Annotated in this window: 11 protein-coding genes; 5 read left to right on the top strand and 6 right to left on the bottom strand. The window is 68.4% G+C overall.

Translation table 11 applies throughout. From position 1 onward, the window contains the following. The 5 genes from D9R14_RS20895 to fdnG form a co-directional block, all read right to left on the bottom strand. The coding region (locus tag D9R14_RS20895; RefSeq protein WP_210210891.1) for a hypothetical protein at positions 1–191 on the bottom strand (191 nt) is incomplete at its 3' end. Between the two features lie 10 nt (positions 192–201). Next, positions 202–1131, bottom strand: coding sequence for a formate dehydrogenase accessory protein FdhE (gene fdhE / locus D9R14_RS20890; RefSeq protein WP_210210890.1), 930 nt, complete (start codon positions 1129–1131; stop codon positions 202–204). A gap of 303 nt (positions 1132–1434) precedes the next feature. After that, positions 1435–2127 carry a formate dehydrogenase subunit gamma gene (locus tag D9R14_RS20885; RefSeq protein ID WP_121625291.1) on the bottom strand — a complete coding sequence of 231 codons (693 nt, stop codon included), beginning with the start codon at positions 2125–2127 and terminating at the stop codon, positions 1435–1437. After that, positions 2124–3065 (bottom strand): formate dehydrogenase subunit beta, encoded by a 942-nt coding sequence (gene fdxH / locus D9R14_RS20880; RefSeq protein WP_121625290.1) that lies wholly within the window; start codon positions 3063–3065, stop codon positions 2124–2126. Before fdxH ends, D9R14_RS20885 begins: the two co-directional genes overlap by 4 nt. Positions 3066–3079: 14 nt before the next feature. Continuing rightward, complete coding sequence (fdnG, locus tag D9R14_RS20875; protein ID WP_147453078.1) at positions 3080–6166, bottom strand: formate dehydrogenase-N subunit alpha; 3087 nt, start codon at positions 6164–6166, stop codon at positions 3080–3082. Positions 6167–6722: 556 nt separating this feature from the next. Here fdnG and D9R14_RS20865 point away from each other — a divergent pair. The 5 genes from D9R14_RS20865 to D9R14_RS20845 all read left to right on the top strand — a co-directional run bounded on the left by D9R14_RS20865 (position 6723) and on the right by D9R14_RS20845 (position 11386). After that, positions 6723–7589: a putative selenate ABC transporter substrate-binding protein gene (locus tag D9R14_RS20865; protein ID WP_121625287.1), complete on the top strand. Its 867-nt coding sequence runs from the start codon at positions 6723–6725 to the stop codon at positions 7587–7589. 2 nt (positions 7590–7591) lie between these two features. Beyond that, the gene (locus D9R14_RS20860) at positions 7592–8290 is read left to right on the top strand and encodes an ATP-binding cassette domain-containing protein (RefSeq protein ID WP_210210889.1); all 699 of its coding nucleotides are present in this window, start codon (positions 7592–7594) and stop codon (positions 8288–8290) included. After that, positions 8271–9830 carry a PhnE/PtxC family ABC transporter permease gene (locus tag D9R14_RS20855; RefSeq protein ID WP_210210888.1) on the top strand — a complete coding sequence of 520 codons (1560 nt, stop codon included), beginning with the start codon at positions 8271–8273 and terminating at the stop codon, positions 9828–9830. The genes D9R14_RS20860 and D9R14_RS20855 overlap by 20 nt, the downstream gene beginning before the upstream one ends. Before the next feature lie 33 nt (positions 9831–9863). Beyond that, positions 9864–10913, top strand: a complete 1050-nt coding sequence (selD, locus tag D9R14_RS20850; RefSeq protein ID WP_121625286.1) for a selenide, water dikinase SelD — start codon at positions 9864–9866, stop codon at positions 10911–10913. A gap of 74 nt (positions 10914–10987) precedes the next feature. Next, complete coding sequence (locus D9R14_RS20845; protein ID WP_121625285.1) at positions 10988–11386, top strand: hypothetical protein; 399 nt, start codon at positions 10988–10990, stop codon at positions 11384–11386. Here D9R14_RS20845 and D9R14_RS20840 read toward each other — a convergent pair. After that, on the bottom strand, positions 11343–12923 hold the full coding sequence (locus D9R14_RS20840) for a bifunctional aminoglycoside phosphotransferase/ATP-binding protein (RefSeq protein ID WP_121625284.1): 1581 nt from the start codon (positions 12921–12923) through the stop codon (positions 11343–11345). The two genes, D9R14_RS20845 and D9R14_RS20840, sit on opposite strands and share 44 nt — an antisense overlap. Between the last annotated feature and the right edge of the window lie 10 nt (positions 12924–12933).

Here is a 12933-nt window from a genome sequence, read left to right as displayed (position 1 = left end):
GCGCCGTCGAGCACCGTGCGCACCGCGGCGGTGGCGGCGGCGCGGCCGTGGCGGTCGCGGGCGGCGCGGGCCGCATCGGTCTTGAGCACGGCATCCACGGAAGGCAGCCGGCGGCTTTCCGGCGCGGCCGCGCCGGACGGCGCATCCCCGGCGTCCTGGGCGCGAACGCCCGCAAAAGAGGGCTCGCTCATGGCCGTAGCCTCAATAGCCGAGCAGAAGCGGATTGAACCCGGCCCGCCGGTAGGGGCCGTCCTTCATCAACACGTCGAGGCCGAGGCTGCCGACGTCGTCCGCCACCGGGTCGAGGTCGGGATTCTTCGGCCGGTAGAGCACCTTGAGATAGGTGCTGCAGCTGTCGCAGGTCTCGGCCTTGATGACGCCGTCGCTGCCGTCCACCTCCTGGTAGCCGATGCCCTTGGTGGTGCCGCACGAGGTGCAGCGGATGCGCACGAAGTTCCACCAGGTGCTGCAGAGCGAGCAGACGCAATAGCGCGCGCCGTGCGCGTTCGGCCAGTCCACCACCACGCTGGACACGGGCGGGCCGCCGCAGGTGGGACACATGCCGACGCCGACGTCCACCAGGCTCTTCGGGTCGATCCGCGCGGCAAGGCGGGCGAAATGCACCTGGAGCGCGGACGCGGCGAACACGTGCTCGGCCAGATGCTCCATGGGGATGGAATCGGCCAGCACGTTGCGCACCACCTCCTCGCGCACCCCGTCTCCGGCCTGCGACAGGCGCGCGAGGCCGTCGGCGGCGGTGGGCGGCATGGGGATGTCGGCCGCAAGCTTCAGGAGCCGTGTGAAGGTGTCGTCCAGCACCGGGTCGGCGGTGAAGCGGGAGCGGTCGATCGGCGGCATCTGGAAGCTGCGCGCGCGCTCGCGGTCCTCGGCTTCCGGCAAATCGGGAAGGGGAAGGTCTGGCAGGCTCGCGGCCTGGGCGGCCGTCAGATCGCGCAGGAAGGCGAGGTAGGGCGCCAGCTCATGGCCCTGGGCCAAAGCGTCGAAGCGCTGCGCGCGCCGGACGAACAGTTCGGCCGGATCGGGCATGACGGCGAAGGGGGGCACATTGACGCCGGTGATGACCGACGGATCGGCGATCATGGCGCCCGGGCCGGTGGGGGAAGAGGACATGATGCGTCACGAACCTCACGGGTCACGTGGTGAGAACGGGAGCTTCCGGCGGCGCACGGCCAAGGAGCCGGGACGGCACGCGGAGCACGAACGGCGCGCATCGACGGCGAGCATCAATGCAGATGGGCCTGGGAGGCTCGGGTCGCAAGTAACTGGCCGCAAGTAAGCGGTCGCAAGTAACTTACCGCAAACAACGGACCGGAAGCAGCGGAACGCAAGTGGGCGGGCCGCAGATGACGGGCCTTCCGGCAAAGGGCACCCGCGGCCTCCTCCCGGCGAGGGAAGGGGCCGCGGGCCAAACCGCTATTCGGCGGGGGTTCCCGTGCGCTTGCCGGCCACCAGCTCGCGCAGCCACTTGCGGTGGTGCCGCCAGGCCCAGCCGCCCGTCACCTGGCCACGGGTCATGGCAGAGATGGTGCCCTTGACCCAGATGGCCGCGTAGACGTGGATGATCCACACGCAGATGATGGCGACCGCCGCCAAGGCGTGGACCAGGAGCGCGATGCGCTGCTGCTCGATGGAGGTGAAGCTGGAGAAGTACACGTTCCAGATCACCAGCCCCGAGCCGATCAGCACCAGGATGAGGAAGGACATGCCCCAGAAGACGAACTTCTGGCCGGCATTGTACTTGCCGAGCTCGGGCAGCTTCTCCTCGTTGCCGGCGATCACGTCGCGGATGCGCCGCAGCCAGGTTCCGTCCTCGCTCTTCCACAGGTTCGCCTTCCAGAAGCGGAAGAACAGCCCGGCGAAGGAGAAGAACAGCACCACGCCGATCCACGGATGGATGGCGCGGGTCAACTGACCGCCCCCGAACAGGGCGGTCAGGAAATAGAGGCTGGGGTGGAACAGGGCGAGGCCGGAGATCGCCAGCAGGATCAGGCTGATGGCCGTGATCCAGTGGTTGATCCGGGCCGCCACCGTGTAGCGGTCCACCTGGACCGGATGGCCCTTGTGGACCTGGTCGCCGCCCTCCACGTCGTAGGGTGCCGCGCTCATGAGCGTCCTCCCTGCGTCAGCTTCTCCGCATTCTCCTCATCCTCGGCGGTCACCTTGTTGGCGCCGGTGACGAGGTAGTGGAAGGCGCCGGCGATGGCCGCGAAGCCCATGACGCCGAGGCCCACATACTTCGTCACGCCCTTCCAGGCCTCGACGATGGGGCTGATGCGTGGATTGTCCGGCAGGCCCGCATAGATCGAGGGCTTGTCGGCATGCTGGAGCACGTACATGACGTGGGTGCCGCCCACGCCCGGCGGATCGTAGAGGCCGGCATTCTTGTAGCCGCGGGACTTGAGGTCCTTGATGCGGCCGTCGGCCCACTGCTTCATCTCGTCCTTGGTGCCGAAGACGATGGCCTGGGTGGGGCATGCCTTCTGGCAGGCCGGACCCTGGCCCACCGCGACACGGTCGGAGCAGAGCGTGCACTTGTAGGCCTTGTGATCGACCTGCGAGATGCGCGGGATGTTGAAGGGGCAGCCCTTCACGCAATAGCCGCAGCCGATGCACTTGTCGTGGGCGAAGTCCACGATGCCGTTGGAATACTGCACGATCGCGCCGGGCGCCGGGCAGGCCTTCAGGCAGCCGGGATCGGCGCAGTGCATGCAGCCGTCCTTGCGGATGAGCCATTCGAGATTGTCGGTCTCGGGGTTCACCCACTCGGTGAAGCGCATCAGCGTGAACGACGCCGGGGTGAGGTCCGGCGGGTTCGTGTAGGTGCCGTTGAAGGTGCCGATCTCCTCATGGAGCTCGTTCCATTCGAGGCACGCGGCCTGGCAGGCCTTGCAGCCGATGCACTTCGACACGTCGATGAGCTTGGCGACCGGCGTCAGCTTCTGCGCTGGCGCCGGCACCGAGGAAGCCGAGCGGCGGACGAGGTCCGCATCGCCGAACTTCGCGGGGGTCGCGGTGACCGGGGGATTGGGGATCGGAGGGAACATCGGTCTCTTCTCCCTTATGCCACCGGCCCGGTCGTGGGCTCGATATTGACCAGGAACGCCTTGTATTCAGGCGTCTCGATGTTCGCGTCGCCGACGAACGGCGTGAGCACGTTGGCCGGGAAGCCCTTCTTGGCCGCGCCGACGAAGCCCCAGTGGATGGGGATGCCGACGATGTGGGTCGCCTTGCCGTCCACCATCAGCGGACGGATGCGCTTGGTCACATAGGCCTTGGCGATGACCGAGCCGCGCTTCGACCAGACGCGCACCCAGCCGGCATTGGCGATGCCCTTCTCCTTGGCGAGCTCGGGCGAGATCTCCACGAAGAATTCGGGCTGGAGCACCGAATTCACGTGGTTGGTCTTCGTCCAGTAGTGGAAGTGCTCGGTCAGGCGGTAGGACGTCGCCGCATAGGGGAACTCCTTCGACCCCGTGTCGGCGAACTGGGCGAAGTCGTCCTTGAACACGCGCGCCACCGGATTGCCCCGCACCTTCGGGGCGATGAGGTTGGCGACCGGGCTCTCGAACGGCTCGTAGTGCACCGGGAACGGCCCGTCGCGCATCATGCCCCGGGTGAACAGGCGCGAGACGCCTTCCGGGTTCATGATGAACGGCCCCACGTCCCGCGGCTTGGCCGTGGGCGCGATGTCGGGCACGTCGAAGCCGGTCCACTTGGCCCCGTCCCACCAGATCAGCTTGCGCGTGTCATCCCACGGCTGGCCGTCGAGATTGCAGGACGCGCGGTTGTAGATGATCCGGCGGTTGGCGGGCCACGAGAACGACCACTTGGAATAGGCGCCGGTATCGCCGGGATCGGAATTGTCCCGCCGGGCCATCATGTTCCCCGCCTCGGTGAAGCAGCCGGTATAGATCCAGCAGCCCGCCGCGGTGGAGCCGTCGTCCCTGAGGAGGCCGAAGGACGCGAGCTGCTTGCCCGCCTCCAGGACCTTCTTGGTCGGATCGTTGGGGTCGAGCACGTCGGTCAGAACGGAACCGTTCATCTCCTTCGCGAGCTCTTCCGCCGTCGGCTCGTTCGGGTCCTTGTAGTTCCAGGTGAGGTTGACGATCGGCTCGGGGACCGCGCCGCCGTCCTTGCGGTACATCTCCTTCAGCCGCAGGTGGATCTGCGACATGATGAAGACGTCCGTCTTGGCCTCGCCCGGAGGCGAGCCGCCCGGCCAGTGCCACTGCAGCCACCGGCCCGAATTGACGAGGGAGCCCTCGTCCTCGGCGAAGCAGGTGGTGGGCAGCTGGATCACCTCGGTCTGGATCGAGGCGGGATTCGCCTCGTTGTAGATGCCGTGGTTTTCCCAGAAGCGCGCCGTCTCGGTCTCGAGCGGGTCCATGACGACGAGCAGCTTCAGCTTGCCCAGCGCGCGGGCGAGCTTGGCCTTGTTGGGGAACGCCTGCAAGGGATTGAAGCCCTGGCAGAAGTAGATGTTCATCTTCCCCTGGTCCATGAGCTCGAACGCGCGCAGGACGTCGTACGCGGGCACGTCGAGCTTGGGCAGCCAGTCATAGGCGAAGTTGTTCTCCGCCGTCGCAGCCGGGCCCCACATGGTCTTCTGGAAGCTGACGAAGAACTTCTTGTAGTTCTGCCAGTAGCTCATCTGGTTCGGCCGCAGCGGCTTGAAGCCGCGGGTCGACATGTAGGCGTTGAAGTCCGCTTCCCGCTCCGTCGGCAGCGTCAGGTAGCCGGGGATCAGGTTGGACATCAGGCCGAGGTCGGTCAGCCCCTGGATGTTGGAGTGACCGCGCAGGGCGTTCATGCCGCCTCCGCGCACGCCGATATTGCCCAGCATGAGCTGGATCATCGCCATGCAGCGGATGTTCTGCGAGCCTTTGGAGTGCTGCGTCCAGCCCAGGGCGTACATCGACGTCATGGTCTTGTTGGGCGCGGAGCACTCCGCCATCATCGACGCCACCTTCAGGAACTTGTCCTTCGGCGTGCCGGTGATGCGCTCGACCAGCTCGGGCGTGTAGACGGAGACGTGCTGCTTCAGCAGGTTCCAAACGCAGCGCGGGTTCTGGAGCGTCTCGTCCACGACGGCATAGCCGTCGGGACCCATCTCGTAATCCCACGTGGAACGGTTGTAGTCCCGCTTCTGCTCGTCATAGCCCGTGAACAGGCCGTCCTGGTAGGTAAAGCCTTCCTTGACCACGAAGGAGGCGTTGGTGAACGCCTTCACGTAGTCCCACTGAATCTTGTCGTTCTGGATGAGGTAGTTCATCACCCCATTCAGGAACGCGATGTCGGTGCCCTGCCGGATCGGCGCGTAATAGTCCGCCACCGCGGCCGAGCGCGTGAAGCGCGGGTCGACGACGACGAGCTTGGCGCCCCGGGTGGCTTTCGCCTCCGTGACCCACTTGAAGCCGCACGGATGGGCCTCGGCGGCATTGCCGCCCATGATGACCACGAGATCCGCGTTCTTGATGTCGGTCCAGGAATTCGTCATTGCGCCACGGCCAAAAGTTGGGGCGAGACTCGCCACCGTCGGGCCGTGTCAGACGCGTGCCTGGTTGTCGAACACCACCATGCCGGTCGAGCGCACCACCTTGTAGGTGCACATCGCCGTTTCATTGGTCGTTGCGGAAGCTGCGAGGAAACCGGTGGTGGTCCATCGATTGACGGTCACGCCGTCCTTGTTCTTCTGGACCAGGTTCTGGTCGCGGTCGGCCTTCATGGCCTTGGCGATCTTGTCCAGAGCCTCGTTCCAGGAGACGCGCTCGAACTTGTCGGATCCCGCGCGCCGGATCATCGGGTACTTCAGGCGCTGCTCGGACTTGACATAGCTGATGAGCGCCGCGCCCTTCGGGCACAGCGTGCCGCGATTGGTCGGGTGGTCGGTATCACCCTCGATGTGGGTGATATCGGCCTTCTCGCCCTTGGCGAGACTGCCCTTGGAATAGATGATGATGCCGCACGCCACCGAGCAATAGGTGCAGGTGTTGCGGGCCTCGGTGGTATTGACGAGACGGAATGGCTTGATGGTCGAGGCGTAGGCCTCTTCCACACCCCCGAAGCCCAAGGCTCCGAGCGTCGTCCCCGCCACGCCCGCGCCCGCCGTTCCTAGGAACTGGCGCCGCGAGAGCTCCATATTCATCGAAGGCAGCCTCCGATAGATGCCCCTGACCGGGGACAATTGCGGACGCGTCGCGACGTCCGACGTCGGGATTCCGACTTGCGAGGACGGTATTTTGGAACTGGAAACATGTCAAACTGGGACGAGCTTGGGATCGTTCAAAACTCGGGTATCCGCTCAAGTTTACGCGACCTGCTCGCCTGACAAAGCGGCCCGTCGCGGCCCTCGCCATGTATTTGCTGCGCTGCACCATGGGCGCGCGCAAAATCCTGCGGCCGATCGACCGCAAACAGCCGCGTTGTTTTCTGGTAAAATGTTGTGATTTTCCGGCCCCAAGACAAAAGTCCGGGATGTTTTTCTCTATTGACGCGCTCCGCGCCAGCTTCCAGTTTGGGAAGGTGACGGCAGTCCGGCTCCCGCGTGACGGGGCGAACCTCATGAGAGCAACCGCGCCTGCGCGCGGCGACAGGGCCACGCCGCGTGGCCGCCGTGCTCCCTGCGCGTCTCGGTTACAGATCTCTGCATTTTCAATCGCCGGGGGTTGCGCGCCTGCGCGCCCGCTTGGGGAGACCTGCCCATGATCCGCCCGCTTCTCGCTGCGGCGGCCACCGCCGCCGTCCTGCTCGGTGCCTCCGCCGCCTTTGCCCAGACGCTCACCTTCTCCGCGATTCCCGACGAGGACGAGACCAAGCTGGTCCAGCGCTTCACCAAGGTCGCGGACTATCTGTCCAAGACCCTCGGGGTGCCGGTGAAGTACGTTCCGGTGAAGAGCTACGGGGCGGCCGTCACCGCCTTCAAGAACAACCAGATCCAGCTCGGCTGGTTCGGCGGCCTCTCCGGCGTCCAGGCGCGGCGCGCCGTGGCGGGCTCGCAGGCGCTCGCCCAGGGCGATGAGGACCAGGCCTTCGTCAGCTACTTCATTGCCAATGCCGCGACCGGCCTGCCGGCGGACCAGAAGGACCTGCCCAAGGCGGTCGCCGGCAAGACCTTCACCTTCGGCGCCAAGACCTCCACCTCGGGCCGCCTGATGCCGGAATTCTACATCCGCAAGGAGCTGGGCAAGGGGCCGGACGAGGTGTTCTCGCGCGTCGGCTATTCCGGTGACCACACCAAGACCGTCGAGCTCGTGGCCTCCGGCGCCTACGAGGTGGGCGCGGTGAACTTCACCTCGTTCGACGACATGGTGGCCAAGAAGCAGGTGGACCCGGCGGTGGTGCGCATCATCTGGAAGACGCCGCCTTATCCGGACTACAACTGGACGATCCGCGGCGATGCCGACAAGACATTCGGCGCCGGCTTCACCGACAAGGTGCGCGCCGCTCTGGTGGGCATGAGCGAGCCGGAGCTTCTTGCGGCTTTCCCGCGCAAGAAGTTCATCCCGGCGACCAATGCCGACTACGACCCTATCGTCGCGGTTGGCCAGCAGCTCGGGCTGCTGGATTGAACGTGAGCGCGCCGATCCCGTCGCCGCCGGCCGCGCCCGTGCTCGCCGCGTTCGCGGACGAGCGGCTCGGCTATGGCGAGCGGGTGGTGTTTGAAAACCTTTCGCTCGCGGTTCGGGCGGGAGAACGCATCGCCTTGCTCGGCCGCAGCGGCTCGGGCAAGTCGACGCTGATCTCGGCGCTCTACCGCCGCCTCGCCGATGCCGGCGCGCGGGTGGCCCTGGTGCCCCAGGACCACGCGCTGGTGCCGCAGCTTTCAGTGTTTCACAACATCTATATGGGCCGCCTCGACCGGCACGGGGCGCTCTACAATGCCCTGAACCTCATCCGGCCGTTCCGGCGCGAGCGGGCGGCGGTGGCGCCGCTCGCCGAGGAGCTGGGCCTCGCGCCGGAGCTGATGCGGCCGGTGGAGCGCCTCTCCGGCGGCCAGCGCCAGCGCACCGCCGTGGGCCGCGCCTTCTTCCGCGGCGGCGACATCCTGCTTGCCGACGAGCCGGTCTCGGCGGTGGACGAGACCCAGGCGCGGCGCATCCTGGAGAGCATGGCGGCGCGCTTTGCCACCCTCGTCCTGTCGCTGCACGCGGTGGACCTGGCGCTGGAAAGCGCCGACCGCATCATCGGCCTCAAGGCGAGCCGGGTGGTGGTGGACGCGCCGGCCAAGGCGCTGACGCGGGGCGATCTCGATGGCCTCTATGCCGGCTGAGGCCGCCGCCATGCCGCCGCGCCGGCTCGCGCTCACGCGCGGCAATGTCTGCCTGCTGTTCGTCGGCATCGCCGTCGTGCTTGTGCCGTTTGCGGACCTCGCAGTGGCGAATGCCAATCCCTGGGCGGCGCTCTCCAAGTTCGCCGCCGGCTTCCTCGCGCCCGATTTCGCCGCGGTGTCCGACCTCGGGCGCGCGGTGCTGCTCACCCTCGCTTTCGCGGTGGCGGGCGTGGCGCTCGGCGGCGCCGCGGGGTTCGCTCTGGCGCTGGCGAGCCGCAGCCGCGGGGTGCGCGGGCTGGCCACCACCCTGCGCTCGATCCACGAACTGTTCTGGGCGCTGCTGCTGATGCAGCCGTTCGGCCCGAGCGCGCTCACCGGCGTGCTGGCCATCGCGCTGCCCTATGCCGGCATCTTCGCCAAGGTCTATGGCGAGATGCTGGAGGAGGCGGACCGCCGCCCGGCCGACGTCCTGCCCAAGGGCACCGGCGCGGTGAGCGCCTTCCTCTATGCCCGCCTGCCGCTGGCGCTCGCGCCCATGAAGGTCTACGGCCTCTATCGCGTGGAATGCGGCATCCGCTCCTCGGCGGTGATCGGCTTCGTCGGGCTGCCGACGCTCGGCTTCGAATTGGACAGCTTCTTCCGCCAGGGCGAGTACGGGGCGGTGGCGGCCATCCTCCTCACCTATTACCTGCTCATCGGCACCATCCGCTGGTGGATGCGGGCGAAGCTGCTGCCGCTCTATTTCGCCGCCGCACTCGCGGTGCTGCTCTCGCTCGGCACGGTGAGCCCCGACTGGGCGAACGTGGTGCGCGTCTTCACGGTGGACATCGTGCCGGCGCCGCTGCGGGGCGCCGACCTCTTCGCCCCCGCCACCTGGGCGGCGCTCGCCGCGTGGCTGAAGATCGTGCTGGTGGACCAGGCGGCGCCCGGGCTCGTCGCCACCTTCGTCGTCACCCAGCTGACCCTGGTGGTGATGGGCATTGTCGCGCTCGGCGGCTTCGCGCTTCTGGTGCGCAACGTGGTGGGGCGCATCGGTGCGCGGGCCGGGCACGTGGTGCTGGTGGTGCTGCGCTCGACGCCGGAATACATGCTGGCCTATCTGGCGCTGCAGGTGCTCGGCCCCTCCATGCTGCCGGCGGTGATCGCGCTCGGCCTCCACAACGGCGCCATCATCGCGCATCTGCTGGGGCGCGAAGGCGAGCGTCTTTCGCAGACCTTGCGGCCCGATGCGCCGCGCGGGCTCGACCTCTACGGCTACGAACTGGTGCCGCGCCTGTTCGGGCCGTTCCTCGCTTATGCCTGCTACCGCTGGGAGATCGTCATGCGCGAGAGCGCCATCGTCGGCATCCTGGGCGTGGCGACGCTCGGCTTCTTCATCGACAGCGCCATCGCCGAGATCCGGCTCGACCGCGCCTTGGTGCTGATCGCCGTGACCGTCGCCGCCACCGCCGCCATCGATTTCGTGTCGCGCCGTATCCGCGCCGGCCTCGCCCTCGGGGCGTTCGGCGGCGTCGCGGCGCAGCGCTTTCCCGCCCGATGACTGCACCTTATGTATGCGCCGAGAGGTGATGACATGACCGAGACCCCGTTCCGCCTGACCAGCCTTGCCCATGGTGGCGGCTGCGGCTGCAAGCTGGCCCCCTCCGTGCTCCAGGAGCTGCTCTCCGGCCAGGCCAAAGGCGGCCCGTTCGAGCGCCTGCTGGTGGGCACCGAGACCGGCGACGATGCCGCCGTCTACGACCTCGACGGCACCACCACCATCATCGCCACCACCGACTTCTTCATGCCCATGGTGGACGATCCCGACCATTTCGGCCGCATCGCCGCCACCAACGCCATCTCCGACGTCTATGCCATGGGCGGCAGGCCCATCATGGCGCTGGCGATCCTCGGCATGCCGCTGGGCAAGATCGAGACCGATGTCGTGCGCGCCATCCTCCAGGGCGGGCAGGCGATCTGCGCCGAGGCGGGCATTCCGGTGGCCGGCGGCCATTCCATCGACTGCCCGGAGCCGGTCTATGGCCTGGCGGTGATCGGCACCGCGCCGCGCGACCGCATCCGGCGCAACGCCGATGCGAAGGCGGGCGACGCGCTGATCCTCACCAAGGCCCTGGGGGTGGGCGTCTATTCCGCCGCCTTCAAGAAGGAGGCGCTCTCCGCCGACGCCTATGACGAGATGATCGCCACCACCACCCGCCTCAACAAGGTGGGGGCGGAACTCGCCAAGGATGCCGCGGTCCACGCGGTGACCGACGTGACCGGCTTCGGCATTCTCGGCCACGGGCTGGAGATGGCGCGCGGCTCGGCGAAGCGGCTGCGCATCTCGCGCGGCGCGCTGCCGCTGCTCGCCCATGCCGAGGCGCTGGTGCGGCAGGGCTTCGTCACCGGGGCTTCGCACCGCAACTGGGCGAGCTACGGCGCCGAGGTGGACCTCGATGCCGGGACGCCGGAGCACTGGCGCCATCTGCTCACCGATCCCCAGACCTCCGGCGGCCTTCTGGTGTCGTGCGCGGAAGCGGAGGCGGAGCGCCTGCTGGGCGAAATCCAGGCGGCCGGCTTTGCCGCCGCGCGCCGGATCGGCGTGGTGGAGGAGGGGGCGCCGCGGGTGACGGTCGAGGCCTGAGGCCGAAGCCGTTCGGGCCGTAAGGGAACCGGGAATCGCGGGCGGGCGTTCTTCCAAGCGAAAGGAGAACGGCCATGCCCTCGTACCCGAACCCGAAGGCGCATATGTGCGCAACTCCTCTGATTCTCTCGCCGCGCGTCGAGCGGGGCGCGGGCCTCCTGGCCACCGGCCTTGTGGGCGCGGTGATGTTCCTGCTCGCAAGCGCTGTCCCGGCCCCGGCGCATGCCCAGTCCGACCCGAAGGCGCCGCGCGCGGCCTGCGAGACTACTCCTCACGTCGCGGAGACCTCGCCGACAACGGGCGCGGATTCCGGTACCAAGCCCGGCAACGAGGGCTCCACCGGCTGGACCGGTGGGACTGGCGGCACCTATACCGGCCTGACGCCGCAGTCCGGCACGCCGGCTTCGCCCGAGCGTCAGCCGGAGGTGGTCACCGGTGTTGATCCGAAGACGGGTCCCCAGGTCCGCTGCTGACCGGGGCGGTCTTCCGTCGCCAGCCGATCTCGCCCAGTTCGTAGGCGAGCTGCTTGCGCACCACCGCGGCGTCGGCGTCCGAGGCGTCGCCGGTGCGCGTCTCGACGCGGCGGACGAGTTCCGCCGCCGGCGCCTCCAGCCACACACCCTCGAACGGCACGCCAGCCGCGCGCGCTACCGCCTCGACCGCGGCGCGCTCGTCCGGACGCGCGTGGACGGCATCCACGATCACGCTCTGTCCGGTCGCGAGAACCCGCGCGGCCAGGGCGCGGATGCGGGCATACACCTGTTCGCCGATCGCGGGCGCGTAGGCGGCGCTGGTGAGCCTCTCGGTTTCCGCGATGCCGAACACGCGCTTGCGCTCGATGTCCGAGCGCACGATCGCCGCGCCGGGTGCGCGGCCGAGCGCGGGCGCTTCCTGAGCCGCCCAGGTGCTCTTGCCGCTGCCGGAAAGACCGCCGACCGCGACGAGGCGCACCGCCGCCTGCGGTCCGCCCGCCAGGAAGCCCAGCGCGGCCGCGAACGCATGGCGCACCCGTGCCTCGCCCTCGTCGAGCGCAGCACCCTGAAGATGCCCGAGGCCGGCCGCCTCCACCTTGGCGCGGATCGCCGCGCGCAGGCTGAGGAACAGCGGCAGCGCCGCGAGCCCGTCGATCATGGCGTCGTCGCTCGCCCACAAATAGCGGTTGAAGACGATGTTGGCCGCCCGGTGCGCGCCGCGCTGCCAGAGGTCCATGAGCAGGAAGGCGAGGTCGTAGAGCACGTCGCAGGTGGCGATGTCGTCGTTGAACTCGATGGCGTCGAACAGGGTCGGCGCGCCGTCGATCAGCACGATGTTGCGCAGGTGCATGTCGCCGTGGCAGCGCCGCGCGAAGCCGTCGGCGCTGCGCGTCGCCAGCAGCGGCGCGACCCGGGCGAGCGCCTCCTGGGAGAGTCGTGACAAGGCCTGCGCCTCGCCGGGCGGGAAGAGGTCCGGCCGCGCGGCGAACTCCCTTTCGTTGTCGGCCAAATAAGAAGCGAGCCGGCCCGCCGTGTCGAAGCCGCGCTTCACCGGCGCGGCGGCATGGGCTGCGGCGACGGTGCGGGCGAGCGCCTTGGCGAGGTCCGGCGTCAGCGCGCCCCGTTCGGCCACCTTGTCGAGGGTGAGGGCGGTGTCGAAGCGGCGCATCTTCACCGCATGCTCGACCGCCTCGCCGTCGCCGCCGAGGGCGAAACGCGCGCCCCGCCGCACGATGGGGACGACGCCGAGATAGAGGCCGGGTGCGCCGGCGCCGCTGATCTCGACCTCGGCCGAGCAGGCGGCGCGGCGCTTCTCCAACGTCGAGAAATCCATGAAGGGAAACAGAACCGCCCGCTTCACCTTGTAGGCGAACGGCCCCGCCAGGAACACCGCCGCCCCGTGGGTGTCGATGCGCGTGACGTGCTCGCCTGCCGGCAGGCCATGGGCCGCGGGGTCCGCCAGGAAGGCGAACACCGCGCCTTGGTCCGCCACCACATGATTGCCGGGGCTGCCGGAGGGAGATGCGTCGTCTGCCATCCGTCCTTCC

Source organism: Xanthobacter tagetidis (assembly GCF_003667445.1).
GTDB lineage: Bacteria > Pseudomonadota > Alphaproteobacteria > Rhizobiales > Xanthobacteraceae > Xanthobacter > Xanthobacter tagetidis.
The sequence above is the reverse complement of the archived record's forward strand: the minus strand, read 5'-3'. Positions and strand labels throughout refer to the sequence as shown.

Bases quoted from the DNA above. Each gene is read 5' to 3' on its own strand.
- fdhE (WP_210210890.1), bottom strand. From the start codon at position 1,131: ATGTCCTCTTCCCCCACCGGCCCGGGCGCCATGATCGCCGATCCGTCG.
- D9R14_RS20885 (WP_121625291.1), bottom strand. From the start codon at position 2,127: ATGAGCGCGGCACCCTACGACGTGGAGGGCGGCGACCAGGTCCACAAG.
- fdxH (WP_121625290.1), bottom strand. From the start codon at position 3,065: ATGTTCCCTCCGATCCCCAATCCCCCGGTCACCGCGACCCCCGCGAAG.
- D9R14_RS20865 (WP_121625287.1), top strand. From the start codon at position 6,723: ATGATCCGCCCGCTTCTCGCTGCGGCGGCCACCGCCGCCGTCCTGCTC.
- D9R14_RS20855 (WP_210210888.1), top strand. From the start codon at position 8,271: ATGGCCTCTATGCCGGCTGAGGCCGCCGCCATGCCGCCGCGCCGGCTC.
- selD (WP_121625286.1), top strand. From the start codon at position 9,864: ATGACCGAGACCCCGTTCCGCCTGACCAGCCTTGCCCATGGTGGCGGC.
- D9R14_RS20845 (WP_121625285.1), top strand. From the start codon at position 10,988: ATGCCCTCGTACCCGAACCCGAAGGCGCATATGTGCGCAACTCCTCTG.
- D9R14_RS20840 (WP_121625284.1), bottom strand. From the start codon at position 12,923: ATGGCAGACGACGCATCTCCCTCCGGCAGCCCCGGCAATCATGTGGTG.